General features: G+C 70.6%; 16 protein-coding genes. 13 read left to right on the top strand and 3 right to left on the bottom strand.

Annotated elements, in window-relative coordinates:
- Position 1: 1 nt before the first annotated feature.
- Positions 2–547 carry an RNA 2',3'-cyclic phosphodiesterase gene (thpR, locus tag DDZ18_RS02750; protein WP_146190590.1) on the bottom strand — a complete coding sequence of 182 codons (546 nt, stop codon included), beginning with the start codon at positions 545–547 and terminating at the stop codon, positions 2–4.
- 168 nt (positions 548–715) lie between these two features.
- Here thpR and DDZ18_RS02755 point away from each other — a divergent pair, with 168 nt between their 5' ends.
- Entirely contained in the window at positions 716–1,477 is a 762-nt protein-coding gene (locus tag DDZ18_RS02755; protein ID WP_109251816.1) for a Bax inhibitor-1/YccA family protein, read from the top strand.
- A gap of 58 nt (positions 1,478–1,535) precedes the next feature.
- On the opposite strand, the gene DDZ18_RS02760 is transcribed toward DDZ18_RS02755, so the two are convergent.
- Positions 1,536–1,862, bottom strand: coding sequence for a DUF2794 domain-containing protein (locus tag DDZ18_RS02760; RefSeq protein WP_109251817.1), 327 nt, complete (start codon positions 1,860–1,862; stop codon positions 1,536–1,538).
- A 362-nt stretch (positions 1,863–2,224) separates the two neighbouring features.
- On the opposite strand from DDZ18_RS02760, the gene DDZ18_RS02765 reads away from it, so the two are divergent.
- From DDZ18_RS02765 to DDZ18_RS02780, 4 genes are read left to right on the top strand one after another with little or no spacing between them, the layout of a single operon-like run.
- The gene (locus DDZ18_RS02765; RefSeq protein WP_109251818.1) at positions 2,225–3,001 is read left to right on the top strand and encodes an ABC transporter ATP-binding protein; all 777 of its coding nucleotides are present in this window, start codon (positions 2,225–2,227) and stop codon (positions 2,999–3,001) included.
- Positions 3,002–3,006: 5 nt separating this feature from the next.
- The gene (locus DDZ18_RS02770; RefSeq protein WP_233245706.1) at positions 3,007–3,738 is read left to right on the top strand and encodes an ABC transporter permease; all 732 of its coding nucleotides are present in this window, start codon (positions 3,007–3,009) and stop codon (positions 3,736–3,738) included.
- Entirely contained in the window at positions 3,735–5,579 is a 1,845-nt protein-coding gene (locus tag DDZ18_RS02775) for a GldG family protein (protein WP_109251820.1), read from the top strand. The genes DDZ18_RS02770 and DDZ18_RS02775 overlap by 4 nt, the downstream gene beginning before the upstream one ends.
- Complete coding sequence (locus DDZ18_RS02780; protein ID WP_109251821.1) at positions 5,576–6,622, top strand: DUF4340 domain-containing protein; 1,047 nt, start codon at positions 5,576–5,578, stop codon at positions 6,620–6,622. The genes DDZ18_RS02775 and DDZ18_RS02780 overlap by 4 nt, the downstream gene beginning before the upstream one ends.
- On the opposite strand, the gene DDZ18_RS02785 is transcribed toward DDZ18_RS02780, so the two are convergent.
- Positions 6,619–7,335 carry a DUF1223 domain-containing protein gene (locus DDZ18_RS02785; protein WP_158272044.1) on the bottom strand — a complete coding sequence of 239 codons (717 nt, stop codon included), beginning with the start codon at positions 7,333–7,335 and terminating at the stop codon, positions 6,619–6,621. The two genes, DDZ18_RS02780 and DDZ18_RS02785, sit on opposite strands and share 4 nt — an antisense overlap.
- Before the next feature lie 109 nt (positions 7,336–7,444).
- Between DDZ18_RS02785 and dapF the strand changes: the two genes are divergently transcribed.
- The 8 genes from dapF (at position 7,445) to DDZ18_RS02825 (ending at position 17,897) form a co-directional block, all read left to right on the top strand.
- Positions 7,445–8,335 carry a diaminopimelate epimerase gene (dapF, locus tag DDZ18_RS02790; RefSeq protein WP_199241116.1) on the top strand — a complete coding sequence of 297 codons (891 nt, stop codon included), beginning with the start codon at positions 7,445–7,447 and terminating at the stop codon, positions 8,333–8,335.
- Positions 8,332–9,642 carry a tRNA (N(6)-L-threonylcarbamoyladenosine(37)-C(2))-methylthiotransferase MtaB gene (mtaB, locus tag DDZ18_RS02795; RefSeq protein WP_109251823.1) on the top strand — a complete coding sequence of 437 codons (1,311 nt, stop codon included), beginning with the start codon at positions 8,332–8,334 and terminating at the stop codon, positions 9,640–9,642. Before dapF ends, mtaB begins: the two co-directional genes overlap by 4 nt.
- Positions 9,639–10,988, top strand: coding sequence for a signal recognition particle-docking protein FtsY (gene ftsY / locus DDZ18_RS02800; protein WP_109251824.1), 1,350 nt, complete (start codon positions 9,639–9,641; stop codon positions 10,986–10,988). The genes mtaB and ftsY overlap by 4 nt, the downstream gene beginning before the upstream one ends.
- 440 nt (positions 10,989–11,428) lie before the next feature.
- Complete coding sequence (locus tag DDZ18_RS02805; protein ID WP_109251825.1) at positions 11,429–12,277, top strand: DMT family transporter; 849 nt, start codon at positions 11,429–11,431, stop codon at positions 12,275–12,277.
- Positions 12,278–12,347: 70 nt separating this feature from the next.
- Entirely contained in the window at positions 12,348–13,988 is a 1,641-nt protein-coding gene (locus DDZ18_RS02810) for a L,D-transpeptidase family protein (RefSeq protein ID WP_109251826.1), read from the top strand.
- Positions 13,963–14,862 (top strand): D-Ala-D-Ala carboxypeptidase family metallohydrolase, encoded by a 900-nt coding sequence (locus DDZ18_RS02815; RefSeq protein ID WP_158272045.1) that lies wholly within the window; start codon positions 13,963–13,965, stop codon positions 14,860–14,862. The genes DDZ18_RS02810 and DDZ18_RS02815 overlap by 26 nt, the downstream gene beginning before the upstream one ends.
- Positions 14,863–14,943: 81 nt before the next feature.
- Positions 14,944–15,591: an inner membrane-spanning protein YciB gene (locus DDZ18_RS02820; protein WP_109251828.1), complete on the top strand. Its 648-nt coding sequence runs from the start codon at positions 14,944–14,946 to the stop codon at positions 15,589–15,591.
- 77 nt (positions 15,592–15,668) lie between these two features.
- Complete coding sequence (locus DDZ18_RS02825; RefSeq protein WP_109251829.1) at positions 15,669–17,897, top strand: prolyl oligopeptidase family serine peptidase; 2,229 nt, start codon at positions 15,669–15,671, stop codon at positions 17,895–17,897.
- Positions 17,898–18,138 lie beyond the last annotated feature (241 nt).

Below are 18,138 nucleotides of genomic sequence, written 5' to 3' on the forward strand. Positions count from 1 at the left end.
CTCAGGCGAGCAGCGGGTATTCCGCCTCGACTTCGTAGACGTTCGCCTTGCCGGGCTTGCGCTGGCGGCTCGAATAGAGATGGAAGCGGTCGGCGACGAAGGGCTCCGAGCGGTAGAGATTGAGCCGCTTCTCGAATTTCTGCAGCCGTACGAAATCGGTCTCGCCGAGATAGGCGATCGTGACGTGGGCGTGGTAGTTGCGCTTGTCCGGCGGCGCGCCGGCGCGCTGTCCGGCCTTCGCGCAGCGTCGCGCCAGGTCCAGAAGCAGCGGGTTCTCGCTCACCCCGAGCCAGAGCGCGCTCGGCTCGGCCTTGCCGAAATGACCCGTGCCCTCGAGGCGCAGCTCGAACGGCGGGATGGCGATGCGTCCGAGCTCGAGGTCGAGCTCCTCGATCACGTCCTCGTCCAGCTCGCCGTAGAAGGCCAGCGTGATGTGAAGGTTCTCCGGCGGCCGCCACTTGGCGCCGGGAACGCCTTTCATCAGCGGCAGGACGCGCTCGACGATTTCGGGGGGAAGCGGCAGCGCCGCGAAGACGCGAAGGGACATGGACGCGAACAGGCACGGCCGGGCCGGATCGGTCAAGGTTGTGCGATCGGGCGCGGCGCCGTCGCCCTCCGGTTTTCCTTGAAACACGGCGGTCCGCGCATGATATTCAGATGCGACGGTCCGCTGCAGAGAATGACGGGCCGAAAACCTGAAGGTTGAGAGAGACAGATGAACGACTTCTCGCGGCAAGCCTACGGCGCCCGCACCATGGACACCTCCGTGGACCAGGGTCTGCGGAACTTCATGCTGGGCGTCTACAACAAGATGGGGCTGGGCCTGCTGCTTTCCGCAGTGCTGGCCTATGTCGTCGGCACGGTGACGCCGGTGACGGCGTTCGTGCTGTCGCCGCCCATGCTCTACATCGTGCAGTTCGGGCCGATCGCGCTGCTGTTCGGCTCGATGTTCTTCATGCGCAATCCCTCGCCGACCGGCGCGGCCGTGCTCTACTGGTCGGTCGTCGCCCTGATCGGCTCGGGTCTCGGCGTGTGGGTGCTGCTGGCGACGTCCGGCGCCCAGGCGGAGACGCTCACCGGCACGATCTCCATTACGTTCGGCACGATCGCGCAGGCCTTCGTGATCACCGCGGCGGCCTTCTTCGGCCTGTCGCTGTACGGCTACACGACGAAGACCAATCTGCAGCCGATCCAGAGCTTCCTGTTCATGGGGATCATCGGCGTCATCGTGATCAGCCTGATCAACGTGTTCTTCATCGAAAGCTCGGGCCTGCAGTGGCTCATCCAGTTCGCGATCCTCGGCCTGATGGCCGGCGTGACCGCCTGGCAGACGCAGAACCTGAAGCTGATGTATTACGAGATCGCCGGGGACGAGCGCTCCATGGCCGTGATGACGTATTACGGCGCGCTCAATCTCTACATCGCGTTCGTGAACATGTTCCAGGTCATCCTGATGATGCTGGGCAATCGCCAGTAGGCGCGAACCCGATCCGGAAACCGCGCGACGCCCCGGCCTCGGCCGGGGCGTCGTCGTTTCAGGCCAGGCGCAGGCGGCGGCGCTCGAAAACGCGCAGCACCGGCGCCAGCTCATGGCCGCGCTTGAGGATCTGCCCGGAGGCGGCGACGACCTTCCAGGCGCCCTGACGGCGGGCGTCGGCCGGCGTCTTGACGATCCGGTAGATCGGATGCTCGGCGGCGTGGCGGAAGATCGAGAACTCGGCGCGGTCCTTGAGGCCGTCGATGGCGTAATCGCGCCATTCGCCGGCCGCGACCATCATGCCGTAGAGGCGCAGGATGGCGTCCAGCTCCCGGCGTTCGAACATCACGACGTCTTCGCGCGGGTCCGGACTCGTCGCCGTCATCCAGCCTCCTCGCCGTCGCGCCAGCCGGCGCGGCGCCCCTGGGGGCGAGGCATTACGAAGTTTTCATCGCGCGCCTCAATCCCGCCATACTTTGGTCCTTGCGCCGCCGCACGCCAACCCCATCGTACAGTGGTCGGTCGGCGAGCAAACTCGCTGGATCTGGATTTTCAGCCCCCCCAGCCCCCCGGATCTCGGCGGGCCGCCGGCCGACACTCCCCGTCTCCGACCTGTTCGGGCGCGCCGACGAATTCGCCGGCGCGCCCGTTCAGTATTTGATGACGTCCGGGCTGCTATCCGTGTGGCGTCGCCGGCTTATCTCCGCTATCGCTAAGGGCCGGGACGACAGCGCAGCGGACGGGCCCATGATCGTCGCGGACGAACTGGTCAAGCGATTCCGCGGCCGCGCCGCGGTGGACGGCGTGTCCTTCACGCTCGAACGCGGGGAAGTGCTGGGTTTTCTCGGCCCCAACGGCGCAGGCAAGTCGACGACCATGCGGATGCTGGCCGGCTGTCTCGAACCGGATTCCGGCCGCGCGCTGCTCGACGGGTTCGATACGGCCCTCGACCGCCGCGAGGCGCAGAACCGGCTGGGCTATCTGCCCGAGGGCGCGCCGGCCTATCCCGCCATGACGCCGCGCGGCTTCACCCGCTTTCATCTCCGCGCGCGCGGATTCTCGGGCGCGAATCTGAAGCACGCGGAGGATCGCGCGCTCGAGCTCGCCAAGCTGGGCGCGGCCGCAAGCCAGCCGATCGGCACGCTGTCCAAGGGCTACAAGCGCCGCGCCGCGCTCGCCGCGGCGATCGCTCATGACCCGCCGATCCTCATTCTCGACGAACCCACCGACGGCCTCGATCCGAACCAGAAGGACGGGGTGCGCGCGCTCATCCGCGACATGGCGCCGAAGAAGGCCATCATCATCTCGACGCACCTGCTCGACGAGGTCGAGGCGGTGTGCAGCCGCGCCATCGTCATCGCCGGCGGCCGGATCGTGGCCGACCAGACGCCGCACGAACTCGCCGCGGCGGGCCCCGACGGCGGTCTGGCGAGCGCCTTCCGCGCGATGACCGCCGGCGACCGCGAAATCGTCCGCGAACGCGCTTCGGGCAAGGACAAGCCGGTCGAGGAGGGCGCTTCGTGAGGCCGATGCTGGCGGTCTACCGGCGCGAGCTTGCGGCGTATTTCGAGACGCCGCTCGCCTATGTGTTCCTCGTGGTGTTCGCCATCGCCGCGCCGGGCTTCGCCTGGCATGTCGGCGGGCTGTTCGAGACCGGCCGCGCCGATCTCGCGCCCTTGTTCGACTACATGCCCTGGCTGCTGCTGATTCTCATGCCGGCGCTGGCCATGCGCCTGTGGTCGGAAGAACGCGATCGCGGCACGCTGGAGATGCTGCTCGCCGCGCCGATCCCGCTCTGGGCTGCGGCGTCCGGCAAGTTCTTCGCCGCCTGGACGGTCGCGGCGATCGCGCTCGCGCTGACCGCGCCGATGTGGGCGGCGGTGAACTATCTCGGCGCGCCCGACAACGCCGCCATCGCCACGGCCTACGGCGGCGCGCTCCTGCTGGCGGGCGGCTATCTCGCCGTCGGCCAGGCGCTCAGCGCGGCGACGTCCAACCAGGTGATCGCCTTCGTGCTCGGCGCGGGCGCCTGTTTCCTCATCACCGTGTCCGGCCTGCCTTTCGTCCTCGACGCGCTGGCCGCGCGGCTGCCCGGCGCGGCGGTCGAGGCGCTCGCCGAGCTGTCGGCGCTGGCGCGCTTCGATTCGCTCAGGCGCGGCGTCGTGAGCGCGGTCGACATCGTCTACTTCGTCTCGCTGATCGCCGCCGGTCTGGTCGCGGCGATGACGCTGGTCGACGCGCACCGGGGAGGCGGACGATGAGCCATGCCCGCTTCGCCGCCGTGGTGATCGCCGCGGTGATCGTGCTTTTCGCCGGCGGCAACCTGATCTCCGACGTGCTGCTCCGCGGGGTCCGCGCGGACTTCACCGAGCGCGGGCTCTACGCGCTCAGCCCGGGCGCGCGCACCGTGATCGACCGGCTCGACGAGCCCGTCGACCTCACCTTCTATTACTCGCGCACCGAAGCCGCGCGCTATCCCGGCCTGCGCGCCTACGCGGCCCGGGTGCGCGAGCTGCTGCGCACGATGACGGCGCGCTCCCGCGGCATGATCCGGCTCGACGAGGTCGACCCCGAGCCGTTCTCCGAGGCGGAGGACGCCGCCATCACCGCGGGTCTCGAGCCGATCTCCGGCGACGCCGGCGGGCGGATCTTCTTCGGACTCGTCGGCCGGAACGCCGTCGACGACGAACGCATGATCGGCTTCTTCGACCCGGCCGACGAGGCGCGTCTCGAGTACGAGCTCGTTCGCGTCATCGCTCAGCTGGAGCGCGCGCGCATCCCCTCGATCGCGGTGATCTCCGATCTGCCCTTCGAGCCCGACGGCGAGGGCGACTCGGCCAACCCGGTGATCGACGAGCTCGCGGGCGCCTTCGACGTGAGATGGCTCGACGCCGGATTCGAGGCGATCCCGGACGTCGACGCGCTGTTTCTCCTGCACCCCCCGCCGCTGAGCGAGGGCCAGACCTATCTCGTCGACCAGTTCGCGCTGTCGCGCGGCCGCGTGCTGGTCGCCGTCGACCCGCTGGCCCATGTGGCGCTCAAGCCCGGCCCGGACGGCGTGCCGCCGGTCCAGGCGCAACGCGCCTCCGATCTGCCGCGGCTGCTGGCCGCCTGGGGCGTGCGGTACGATCCGACCGTGGCGGTGATGGACCGCGCCCACGGCCTGCCCGTCCAGGTCGTCGAGGACGGACGCGCGCGCACGCGCGCCTATCCGCTCTGGTTCGCCGCCCCGCCCGCGGGTCTGAGCGCGGAGTCGCCGGCGACGGCGGCGCTGGCGCGCGGGATCAATTTCGGCTCGCCGGGGCTTCTGACCCCCGCCGAGGGCGCGGATACGGCGTTCGAGCCGCTCGTGCGCACCAGTCCCGACGGCGCCCGGCTCGATGTCGACATCGCGGCGGGCTCGCCGGGCCCCGCCGAGCTGCTCGCCGGTTACGCGCCGGACGACGACGCGCCGCTGACGCTCGCCGCGCGTGTCTCGGGCGCGCTCTCGACGGCATACCCTGACGGGCCGCCCGCCGGCGAGATCGCGTTCGAGCCGTCCGATCACCTGTCGGCGTCCGCCGGGCCCGGCGAGGTCGTCGTGATCGCCGACGCCGACTGGCTGGACCCGGCCTATTACCTGCGATCCGATCCCGTCGACGGCGGTCGCATCGTCGCCGACAACCCCGCGCTGGCGCTCAATCTCGCCGACCGCCTGGCGGGTGATCCCGCCCTGGTCTCGCTGCGCTCGCGATCTTCCTCGGCGCGGCCGATGACGCGCGTCGAGGCGCTGCGCGCCGAGGCGGAGGCGCGCTATCTCGAGGTTCAGAGGGAGCTCGAGGCCGAACTCGAGGCGGCGCGCGAACGACTTGAGGAACTCAACGCCGCGGGCGAGTCCTCCGTCCTCGGGGGCGCCAGCCGCGACGAGGCCGCCGAGGCCGAACAGCTGCGCGCGCGCATGGTCGAGGCCCGCGCCCGACTGCGCGAGGTCGAGCGCGGCTTCCGGCGCGAGATCGACGCGCTGGAGCGCGCGCTCGTCTTCTGGACGATGTGGGCGCCGCCGCTCGGCGTCGCGCTGCTCGGCGCGATCTTCCTCTTCCTGCGCCGGAGAGGCGCGCCATGACCGCGACTCCCGCCGCCCGCCGCCGCCGAACCGCGGCCTGGCTGTCCTCGCTGGCCGTGCTGGTGATCATCCTCGCCGGCGTGGCGCTGTGGCGCGACGCCGCGCGGGGCGCCCGGCCTGAGGTCGCCGGACCGGTCCTGCCCGACTGGCCGGCGCAGGCGGAGACCGCGCAGATCATCGAGATCACCGCCGCCGACACGATGTTCCGCCTGGTTCGCGGCGAGGACGGCTGGACCATGCCCTCGCGCGGCGGATACCCGGTCCGGCCCGAGCGCATCGCCGCGCTCGACGGCGCGCTCGCCGAGCTGCGCTATCGCCGCGTGATGACGCGCGATCCCGACAAGCTCTCCCGGCTCGGCCTCGGCGATCCGACCGCGGGCGGCGAGGGCGTGCGCCTCACCGTCGTCGCCGAGGACGGATCGCGCCTGGCCGATCTCATCGTGGGCGACGCGCGCGGCGAGACCGGCGCCTATATCCGCCCGGCCGGCGGGGCGCGCGCCTATTCGGTGGAGGGGCGATTGCCGGATCTCGCCGACGCCGGGGCCTGGCTCGGGCTCGACTTCATGAACATCGATCCCGATCGGGTGGCCGCCGCCGAGATCGAGCCGGCGTCGGGCCCCGGCTACCGGCTGGAGAAGCCCGGCCGCGCGAGCCGCAATTTCGAACTTCGCCGCCCCGACGGGTGGTCAATGATCACCGCCGGCGCCGGCAACGGCGTCGCCGTCGCCGGCGCGCGGGTGCGCTTCCGCGACGTTCGGCCCGAATCCGAGATCACGCGCCGGGTGGTGGCGCGCCACGCCGGGGGCGCGTTCGACGGGCTGGTCTACGCCTACACCTTCCGCATTCAGGACGGGACGGCCTGGGCGACGATCGATTTCCAGGCGCTCACCGACGACGCGCAGGCGGAGGCCGAGCGCTTCGACGCGCTCGCCGAGGGCTGGGCCTTCCGGGTCAGCGAGGACGCCTATGAGCGGATGACGCGGCCCCTGACGGGGCTCGCCGAACGGCCCGCGCCGCCTGAGCCGGAAGGCGAGGGCGGCTAGTCGAGGCGGGCCGCGGCAAGGACCGGGCCGCCGTCGGCGGCCTGCACGAGCACCACGCAACCCTCGTCCTCGTCGGGCGCGGGGAAGGTGAAGGTGAGTTCGCCGCCGTCCCACTCGCCCAGCCGGGTCAGCCCGGTGGCCATGTTGTAATGGCGCATGTCGACGCCGGCGTTCGAGCCGCCCTCGATGCGCATGACCTGCCCGCCCGGCTCGTATTCGACCATCCAGACATTCGCCGCGGTCTCGCGTCCCGGGCCGTCGAGGCGCACGGTGATCTCTCCGGCGCTCTCCTCCAGGCCGAGCAGCGGCGGCAACGGACGGGCCGCATCCACCGCCTCGACGATCGTTTCGCGCCGGAAGGCCAGCTTTTCGGGCGAGCCGTTGACGACGAAGTGCGGGGTGTAGACCCGCGTCGCCTCTCCGGCCGCGACGTAATCCTGCTGGCGGACGTTGAACTCCGGCTTGGCGAAGCGGTCCTCCCAGCCGAACATGTTCCAGTAGCTCACCCCGTAGGCGATCGCGATGACGTCCTCGTCCTCGCCCAGCTCCTCCAGCAGGGCGTTCGCGTCGGGGCACATCGGGCAGCCCTGGCTGGTGAACAGCTCGACGACGACCGGCCGCGGCGACTCTGCGGTCGGCGCGTCGGGCGCGTCGTCCGCGGCCGCCTGCATCATCAGCGCGGTCGCCAGAGGAATTAGAAACGGTATCGACATCGGCCCCCTAAATAAGCTGCGTGAGAGACACGGCAAAGTCACTAGGCCGTTATGCGTCGCTTGATCGGCGGTCTTGGCGGGCGGTCGGGGAAGGCGTATGGGCTGAGGCATGAAGGCTATGCGGATGAACGGGGCGGGCAACGCCTTCGTGGTGATCGACGCGCGCGACGCCGCCGCGCCGCCCGCGCTGAACGCCGATCTCGTGCGCGCCGTCGCGGCGGCGCATCCCTTCGACCAGCTGCTCGTGCTTGAGCCCTGCGACGCGGCCGATTTCCGGCTCAGGGTCTGGAACCGCGACGGCGGCGAGGTCGGCGCCTGCGGCAATGGCGCGCGCGCCGCCGCCGCCCTGGTCTTCGGCGAAGGCGGCCGCGAGACGCTCGCCATGGCGAGCGCCGGCGGCCCGCTGGCGGCGCGCCGGCTCCCCGACGGGAGCGCGGAGGTCGATCTGGGCCGGCCGCGCTTCGGCTGGCGCGAGATCCCGCTGGCCCGCGAGATGGATGCGCTGAGCCTCGACTACGCCGTCGACCTGCCCGGCGGCGGGCGGCTGGAAAGCCCGGGCGCGGTGTCGATGGGCAATCCCCACGTCGTCTTCTTCGTCGACGATGTCGACGCCGTTCCCGTCGCGGAGACCGGTCCGCAGGTGGAGACCGATGCGCTGTTTCCCGAGCGCGCCAATGTCGGCTTCGCCGAGATTCGCGCTCGCGACGATATCCGGCTTCGGGTCTGGGAGCGCGGCGCGGGGCTGACCCTGGCCTGCGGCACCGGCGCGGCGGCCGCTCTCGTCGCCGCGCATCGCCGCGGCCTCGCCGACCGCGAGGCGCGCGTCGAGGCCGACGGCGGCGCGCTCGGCGTGCGCTGGGACGCCGATGACCACGTCCACCTGTCCGGCCCGGTCGAGTTCGAGGGCGAGATCGGGCTCGACCTCGTCGAACCCCGCCGAGCGCGCGGCTGCGCGCGTCTTGACCGGGTGATGCGCCTCCCCCACTTTCCGCGCCCATGACCGCGCCTGTGGAAAACCTCGCCGCGGCCGCCGACGAGGCGGACGACGGGCTGGAGATCGTCACCTTCGGCTGCCGGCTGAACGCCTGGGAGTCCGAGGTGATGCGCGATCATGCGCGCGCCGGCGGGCTCGAGAACGCGGTGATCGTCAACACCTGCGCGGTGACCAACGAGGCCGTCCGCCAGGCGCGCCAGACGATCCGCCGCATGCGCCGCGACAAGCCCGACGCGCAGCTGATCGTCACCGGATGCGCCGCCCAGATCGATCCCGACCAGTTCGCGACCATGGCCGAGGTCGACCGGGTGATCGGCAACGCCGAGAAGCTGCGTCCGGAGACCTTCCGCGCCGAGGCGGTCACCGGCGGCGAAAAGGTCGCCGTCGAGGACATCATGAAAGTCCGCGAGGTCGCCGATCATCTCGTCGACGGGCTCGACGGCAAGGCGCGCGCCTATGTCCAGGTCCAGACCGGCTGCGATCATCGCTGCACCTTCTGCATCATCCCCTACGGACGCGGGAATGCGCGCTCCGCGCCGGCCGGCGACGTCGTCGACCAGGTGCGAAGGCTCGTCGAAACCGGCCATTCGGAAGTCGTGCTCACCGGGGTGGATCTCACGAGCTGGGGTCAGGACCTGCCCGGCGAACCCAAGCTCGGCCGGCTGGTGCGCGCGATCCTCAAGCAGGTTCCCGACCTGCCGCGCCTGAGGCTGTCCTCGATCGACGCCATCGAGATCGACGACGACCTGTTCGCCGCGATCGCCGAGGAAGAGCGGCTCTGCCCGCATCTCCATCTCTCCCTGCAGGCCGGCGACGACATGATCCTGAAACGCATGAAGCGCCGGCATCTGCGCGCCGACGCGATCGCGCTCACCGAGCGGCTGCGCAAGGTTCGTCCCGACATCGCCTTCGGCGCCGACCTGATCGCGGGCTTTCCCACCGAAACCGAGGCGATGTTCGAGAACACGTTGCGGCTCGTCGACGAATGCGATCTCGCCTGGCTGCACGTCTTTCCCTACTCGCCGCGCCCGGGCACGCCGGCCGCGCGCATGCCCCAGCTCGACGGCGCGGCGATCAAGGACCGCGCCCGGCGCCTGCGCGAGAAGGGCGACGCCGCCCGCGCGCGTCATCTCGACGGCCGCGTCGGCGCGGAAATGGAGTTTCTCGTCGAGAAGCCCGGCTTCGCGCGCGCCGCCGATTTCACGCCGGCGCGCCTGGCGACGCCGGCGCGCCCCGGCGCGCTTGTGCGCGCGCGGGCGACGGGCCATGACGGCCAGGTGCTGACGGCGGAGGCGATCGGGGCGGCGCGATGAGCTGGTTCGGCTTCGGACGGAAGAAGAAGAAAAAGAAGGAAGAGGCGGAGGCGCGCGAGGCCGAGGCCCGGCGCGCCGAGGCTGAAGCCGCCGCGGCGCCGGTCGAGGAAGCCGCGCCCGAACCCGCGCCGGAAGAAGCGCCAGCCGAGCCGGAAGCGGAACCCGCGCCCGAGCCGCGCGAAAGCGCGCCGGAGCCGGAACCCGCCGAACCGGAGACGCTCGCCGACGGTCCCGACCTGCCCGACGAGGCATTCGAGAGCCGGGAGGCCGTCGAACCCGAGGAGCCGGAGCCCGAGGCGGAAGCCGCGACCGAACCCGCCCCCGAACCGGAACCGGCGCTCGAGCCTGAACCGGAACCCGAACCGGAGGCCGAGCCGGAAGCAGCGGCTGAACCGGAGCCCGAAACCGAACCCGAACCGGACGCCGGGAAGAAGGGCTTCTTCTCGCGCCTCGCGTCGGGGCTGTCGAAGTCCTCGTCGAAGATCTCCGAATCCGTCTCGAGCTTCTTCACCCGGCGCAAGCTCGACGACGAGGCGCTCGAGGAGCTCGAGGATCTCCTCATCGCCGCCGATCTCGGCGCGGCGACGGCGGCGAAGGTCGTCGCGAAGCTGGCCAAGGAGAAGTTCGACAAGGAGGTCACCGATCCCGAGATCCGCGAAGCGCTCGCCGACGTAGTGACCGAGACGCTTCTGCCCTACCAGCAGCCGCTCGACATGTCCGGCCCGGCGCCGCGCATCGTGCTGTTCGTCGGCGTCAACGGGTCGGGCAAGACCACGACGCTGGGCAAGCTCGCCGTCAAGATGACGCGCGACGGCGGCGACGTGGTGGTGGCCGCCGGCGACACCTTCCGCGCCGCGGCGATCGAGCAGCTGGACGTGTGGTCCGGGCGCGCCGGGGCGAAATTCGTCTCCCGCCCGCTGGGCTCGGATGCGGCCGGGCTGGCCTGGGACGCCGTCGACCAGGCCCGGCGCGAGGGCGATGATGCGGTGCTCATCGACACCGCCGGCCGGCTGCAGAACAAGACCGAGCTGATGGACGAGCTCAGGAAGATCATCCGCGTCGTCCGAAAGCTCGACGAGACCGCGCCGCACCACACCATCCTGGTGCTGGACGGCACGGTGGGCTCCAACGCCATCTCCCAGGCCGAGGCCTTCATGGAGGCCGCCGAGATCACCGGCATCGTCATGACCAAGCTCGACGGCACCGCCAAGGGCGGCGCGCTGGTCCAGGTCGCCGAGACGTTCAAGCTGCCGATCCACTATATCGGCGTCGGCGAGGGCGAGGCCGATCTGCAGGACTTCGACGCCCGGGCGTTCGCAAGGGCGCTGGCGGGGCTGGAGGGGTAGGCGTCCCCTCTGTCGGGATTCGCTTCCTCCCTCCCTCCCCCTCCGTGGGGAGGGTGGCCCGGCCGCAGGCCGGGTCCGGTGGGGGCGAGCGTAGAGCGCCTTTCGGCTGTCACCCCACCCCGCTCGCTGCGCTCGCGACCCTCCCCATCAAGGGGAGGGAGGGCGCCAAATCGCGCACGCCTCCAGCTTGGAATGCAGCAGCCCCTCTCGTTCAGGCCCGCATCCTGAGGAGCCCGATCCCCTTATCCTGAGGTGCGAGCCCAGCGAGCCTCGAAGGGTCAAGGGGATCGGGCGCCTCAGGATGAGGGTCTTGAGCAGCGCGAGAGCCGGGGCCTCCGGGAGATTACTCGCGAAGAGGTCCCGGATCGGACCTGCGGCCCGTCCGGGATTTCAGCCAGCTTTCCGCTGCCCCCGCCCGCGAAACGCCCTAGAACGCCGCCATGACCGATCCCGCCCTTCTCGGCGCCGCGGCGATGCTGGGCTCGGCGCTGCTGCACGCGGTGATGAGCCTGCTGACCAAGCGGTCGCCGGACAAGCTCGTGTTCCGGGCCGTGCTGATGCTCGTCGGCGTCGCGCTCTATTCTCCGGTTTTCGTGCTGTTCCCGCCGCCGGGCTGGGAGGCGTTCCGCTTCCTGCTGATCGGCGCGGTCATTCACTGGCTTTTCCAGATGGCCACGATCGCGGCCTACGAGCGCGGCGACATGAGCCTCGTCTATCCCGTCATGCGCGGCGCCGCGCCGGCGCTGGCGGGCGTCGCGGCGGCCTTCATCCTCGGCGAGCCGCTGGGGCCGTTGAGCGGGCTGGGACTGGCGATCGCCTCGGCGGCCGTGATCGGCTTCGGCTGGCCGGAGAAGGACGGCGCGCCCAAGGCCGCCGCGCTCGGCTTCGCGCTGGTCGCCGCCTCCATGACGGCGCTCTACTCGGTCAATGACGCCTCCGGCGCGCGGGCGGCGGGAAACCCGCTGGTCTATGTCGCCTGGTTCTTCCTGATCACCGCGATCCCGATCACGCTGACCGCGCTTGTCCGCCGCGGCCGGCGCCTGCCCGGCCTCATGCGGTCCGAAGGCGCGGGCGCGACGCTCGGCGCGGTGTTCGGCGCGGGCAGCTACGGGCTGGCCCTGTTCGCCTTCTCGCTCGCGCCGGTCGCCCCGATGGCGGCGATGCGCGAGAGCTCGATCGTGTTCGGCGCGATCCTCGCCGCGCTGGTGCTCAAGGAGCCGTTCGGGCTGCGGCGAACCGTTCTCGCGATCGTGCTCGCCCTCGGGCTGGCGATCCTGCAGATGGCGTAGGCGCGCCCGTACCGGCGCGCGGCGCGCCCGTGCTAGGACATCGGGGGAACGCGCCGTCTGCGGGGTCCCCATGACCGGCCTGGCCTTTCGCATCGCCATCGCTTGCGTGTTCGTCCTCGCGGCGGGCGCCGCGCCGGCGCGCGCCTCGGAGCACTGCGCGGCCCGCGTCGCCGACGCCGAGACGCGTTTCCACGCCGCGCGTGCCGATCGGCCGGTCTGGACCGGACCCGACAATGCGCATCGTTACTCCGCGCTGGTCGAAGCGGTGCGCGGCGCGGCGAGCCACGGCCTCGATCCCGCCGATTACGGCTTCGAGGCGCTGCGCGCCCGCGATCCGCGCCTGGCTTCGCACGCCGCCGAGCGCGCCGCGACGCGGGCCTGGCTGAGGCTCGCCTGCCATCTCGACCAGGGCCGGCTCGACCCGCACCGGTTCGAGCCCGATCGCCCGGCGCGTCCGCCGAACCACGATCTCGCCCTGCGCCTGCGCGAGGCGCTCGCGACGGATCGCGTCATCGAGAGCCTGGAGGCGCTGGCGCCGCAGGACGCCGAATACGCCGCGCTGCGGGCGGCGCTGGCCCGCTACGAGATCCTCGCCGGCGCGGCGACGGACGCGCCGCCGGACGTGCCGGCCGGAGACGCGCTGCGTCCCGGCGACAAGGGCCGGCGCGTCGAGATGCTGCGCGCACGCTTGAGGGCGAACGGCCTCCACGCGGCGGACCCCGGCGGCGCTCCGCGCTTCGACGACGGGCTGGCCCGCGCGGTGCAGGAATTCCAGCGCCAGGCGGGGCTCGAGCCCGACGCCGTCGTCGGGCCGCTCACCCTCGCCGCGCTCAATCTCGACCCCGCCGAGCGGGCCGCGCGGATCCGCGTCAATCTCGAGCGCCGCCGCTGGCTCATGCGCGAGAACGGCGGCCGGCGCATCGTCGTCAATATCCCCGCCTTCCGGCTCGAGGCCCGGTCGAACGGCGCGGTCGAGCGCGTCCACGACGTCATCGTGGGCCAGCCTTCCCGTTCGACGCCGGCCTTCTCCGCGCCGCTGCAGCGCTTCGTCATCAATCCCTGGTGGGAGACGCCGTTCTCGATCGCGATCCTGGACGAGCTGCCGAGCTTTCGCCGCGATCCCGCCGAGGTGAGGCGGCTGGGATTCCAGGTCGTCGACCGCACGGGCGACATCGTCGATCCCGACACGATCGACTGGAACAGCGTCTCGGCGGAGGCCTTCCCCTACCGGCTGCGCCAGGCGCCGGGCCCGCTCAACGCGCTGGGCGAGATCAAGCTGCTGCTCGACGCGCCCCATGGCGTGCATCTCCACGACACGCCGAACCGGGAGCTGTTCGACCGCGAAAGGCGGGCCTTCTCCTCGGGCTGCATCCGCGTCCGCGACGTGATGAAGCTCGCCGACTGGGCGCTGCAGGACACGCCGGCCTGGCCGCCGCAACGGGTCCGCAAGACCGCCGAAGGCGCGCAGGCGACGCCGGGAGAACTCGCGGAGTCTCTCCCCGTGCACATCGTCTACTGGACGGTGGTCGCTGACGGAGAGTCTGGCGTGCGCTTCCTCGAGGACCTATATGGCCGGGACGGGGCGCTGATCGCCGCGCTGGAGGCTCCGGCGCGGAACGAGGAGGATCATGAGCCCGATTCCGAGACTGATCGCCCTGTGTGCATTCCTTATTCCGACGGCGCTGATGCTGACGTCGCCGGCCCGGGCTGACGCCTTCGATCCCGGGCGCACGCCGATCTCGCTTTCCATTCGCGACGGTCTCTCGGTCGATCTCGAGGTGTTCACGATCTTCGCCGAGCCCGGCGAGACGGTCGCGATCCGCGCCGACCGGCCGCTGGTCTGGCGAACGGGCGGCGCGTCGCGGCCCGCCTCGCGCACTCTCGACTGGACCGCCCCGGAGACGCCCGGCCTGACCGTTGTCGACCTGATCGACGGCGCGGGCGCGGCGATGCGCCTGAACCTGATCGTCATGCACGCCCACGATCCCGACAGCGGCGACGCCATCAACGGCTATCGGCTGGGCCGCTACCCCTCCGAGCCCTATCGCGGCCGCGAGAACTACCTGCCCCCGCGGCATTTCGCCGAGGTCTCCGAGGATCTGCGAAACCTGCAGATCTCGCCGCACTTCACGCTCGGCCAGTTCCTGTGCAAGCAGCCCGCCGACGGCGCGCCCTACCTGGTGCTGAGCGAGCGGCTGCTGGCCAAGCTCGAAGTGCTGCTCGAAGCGGCCAACGACCGCGGCTGGCGCGCCGACACCTTCACGGTGATGAGCGGTTACCGCACGCCCGCCTACAACGCCGCGATCGGCAACGGCCGCTATTCCCGCCACATCTATGGCGGGGCGGCCGACATCTATATCGACGCCGACGGCGACGGGATCATGGACGATCTCGACGGCGACGGGCAGGTCACGCCCGCCGACGCCGCGGCGCTGTACGAGCTGGTCGAAGAGCTGTCGGACACGCCGAATTTCGCGCCCTATCTCGGCGGTCTCGGCGACTACGGCTCGACGTCCGCCCACGGCCCCTTCGTCCATGTCGACGAGCGCGGCTGGCGGGCCCGTTGGGGCCGCAGCGCGGGCTGAGTCCCGCCGCATCCGTCTGGCCATCGCCGTCGTATTGAGGCATGCAGGGCGGCGGGGGCTGACCGAGGGAGCGCGCCGCGCATGAGCAAGAACGCCGAAACGCTGGGCCAGGGCTCGAAGCTGCTGGTCGACGTGGGGCCGGTGGCGGTCTTCATGATCGTCTACAACGTCGCCAACCGCATGGCCGGCGACATGGCGATCTACTGGGCGACGGGGACGTTCATGGCCGCCACGGCGCTGGCGCTCGTCGTCTCGGTGACCGCCCAGAAGCGCTTCCCGCCCATGCTCGTGGTGACCTTCGTCATCGTCATGCTGTTCGGCGGCATGACGATCTATCTGCGCGACCCGATCTTCATCTATCTCAAGCCGACCATCATCAACCTGATCTTCTCGTATGCGATCCTCATCAGCTTCGCGTTCGGCTTCAATGTGTGGAAGGCGCTGTTCGGATCGCTGTTCTCGCTGCCCGAGCGGGTCTGGACGATACTCGCCATCCGCTGGGCGGTGTTCTTCCAGTTCCTGGCGCTGCTCAACGAGTTCCTCTGGCGCCACATCACCGACTCCACGGTGAGCGCGAGCGCGCGCTGGTTCGACTGGTTCGCGATCAGCGAGGCCTTCTGGGCGAATTTCAAGTTCTGGGGCGTGATGCCGCTCACGCTGATCTTCGCCATGGCCAGCGTGCCGATCACGCTCAAATACAACCAGGCCGACGAGGCGTCGGAGGGGTAGTCGAGGCCTTTGACGCCTCGCCCGGCGCGCGCTTGAATGCGCGCGAGGGTTCACGACATTTCCGGGAGATCGACTTCATGCGCCAGACGCGCCTGATCCTGTCCGCCGCGGCCGCCGTGCTGGCGCTCGCCGCTTGCGAGCCGCCCGCCGAAGAGGACGCCGACGTGACTGCAGAGACCGAGACCGACGCGAGCGAGATGTCCGGCGCCGAATTGAACGCCGCGATCCAGGCCGAGGAGACGCCGCTTGTCTGGCTCGAGGAGGTCGAGGGCGAGCGCGCGCTCGAGTTCGCCCGTTCGATGAACGAGCGCTCGCTGGGCCGGCTGCAGGCCGATCCGCGCTATGACCGGCTCTACGAGCAGGCGCTCGAGATCGTCGAGAGCGATGCGCGCATTCCCTATCCGGGCGTGCGCGGCGGCCAGCTCTGGAATTTCTGGCGCGACGCCGAGCACACCCACGGGATCTGGCGGCGCACCTCGCCCGAGAGCTACATGACCGACGCCCCGGAGTGGGAGGTCGTGCTCGATCTCGACGCGCTGGCCGAGGAAGAAGACACGAACTGGGTCTGGCAGGGCGCGAGCTGCCTGGCGCCGGATTATAACCGCTGCATCCTGACCCTGTCGGACGGCGGGTCCGACGCCGCGGTGCGCCGCGAGTTCGACATTCCCTCGCAGAGCTTCGTCGCGGACGGCTTCGAGATCGCCGAGACCAAGGGGGCGACGACCTGGATCGACCGGGACGCGCTCCTGATCGCCACCGCGCTCGATCCGGACGAGACGACCACGTCGGGCTATCCCTTCGTCATCAAGCGCTGGGAGCGGGGAACCCCGATCGAAGACGCCGAAACGGTGATCTCCGGCGACGCCAGCGATGTCGGCGTCTGGCCGGCGCGCTTCCAGTACGCCGACGAGGATCCGTACTTCGTCGCCATCGAATCCAACACCTTCTTCGAGAGCGCGTACTGGCTGCTGCCGGACGAAGCCCGCGGCGAGCCCGTGCGCATGCCGCTGCCGCCGAAATCGAGCCCGCGCGGCCTGTTCGGCGACCAGTTCTTGTTCACGATCGAGCAGGACTGGACGCCGGTCGAGGGCGGGCCGACCTACGCCACCGGCGCGGTGCTGTCCTTCTCCATGAGCGAATTCGCCGAGTCCGGCCAGCTGCCCGAGATTCACACCGTCTACGCGCCGGGCGAGCGCGAATCCGTCGGCGGCATGGGCACGACGGCGAGCCGGCTCTACATGGTGATCAACCGCAACGTCGTGGGCTCGCTCGAGGCCTTCACCTTCTCCGAAGACTCGGGCTGGAGCAGCGAGCCGGTGGACGCGCCCGACAACAGCGCGATCAACATCGTCGCGACCGACGACCACTCCGAGATCGCCTTCGTCCAGGCCGAGGGCTATCTCACGCCGGACACGCTCTATCGCGTCGAGCCGGAGACGCTGAGCCTCGAGCCGGCGAAGGCGCTGCCGAACTGGTTCGACGCGTCGGGCTTCACCGTCGAACAGCGCGAGGCCGAGAGCGCCGACGGAACGATGATCCCCTATTTCGTCGTCCGTCCGGAAGGCCGGACCGAGCCGGGCGCGACGCTGCTCTACGGCTATGGCGGCTTCCAGGTCAGCCTCGACCCGTCCTACTCGGGCACGCGCGGCCGGCTGTGGCTGGAGAATGGCGGGACCTTCGTGCTCGCCAATATCCGCGGCGGCGGCGAGTTCGGCCCCGAATGGCACCAGGCCGGCCTCAGGACCAATCGCCAGCGCATCTATGACGACATGATCGCGGTGGCCGAGGACCTTATCGCCGGGGGCGTGACGACGTCCGACCAGCTCGCCGTGCAGGGCGGCTCCAATGGCGGCCTGCTCACCGGCGTGATGTACACCCAGCGGCCCGATCTCTGGGGCGCGGTGATCAGCCAAGTGCCGCTGCTCGACATGCTGCGCTTCCACCTGCTTCTGGCGGGCGCGAGCTGGCAGGACGAGTACGGCTTCCCGGACGAGAACCCCGACGAGCGCGCCTTCCTGCGCTCGATTTCGCCGCTGCACAATGTCGATCCGGAGACGGACTATCCCCCGCTCTTCCTTCTGACCTCGACGAAGGACGACCGCGTCCACCCGGGCCACGCCCGCAAGATGGCCTATCTGCTCGACGCGCTCGGCGAGGACGTCCTGTATTACGAGAACATCGAGGGCGGCCATTCCGCCGCGGCCAATCTGCGCGAGACCGCGCGGCGCCTCGCGCTCGAGTACACCTTCCTGATGCAGGAGCTGATGGACGGCTACGAGGCCGGCGGGGACGCGCCGGCGGAGTAGGGGGCGGCCCGGAATTCAGGCGTCACAAGGCCCTCGCCCCCGGATCAAGTCCGGAGCAGGCTCTGAGGGCCCCGATCCCCGTCCTTCGAGACGGCCTGTTCCCTCATGCTGAGGGCGAGCGTCAGCGAGCGTCTCGAAGCACGAGGGGACAGGCCTCCTCAGGATGAGGGGATCGGGGCGTCTCGAAGAACGAGGGCCTTCGGAATTGCCTGCGCGGTCATTGATGACTGATCATTGGGTC

The organism is Marinicauda salina, assembly GCF_003122085.1.
Classification (GTDB): Bacteria; Pseudomonadota; Alphaproteobacteria; order Caulobacterales; family Maricaulaceae; genus Maricicauda_A; species Maricicauda_A salina.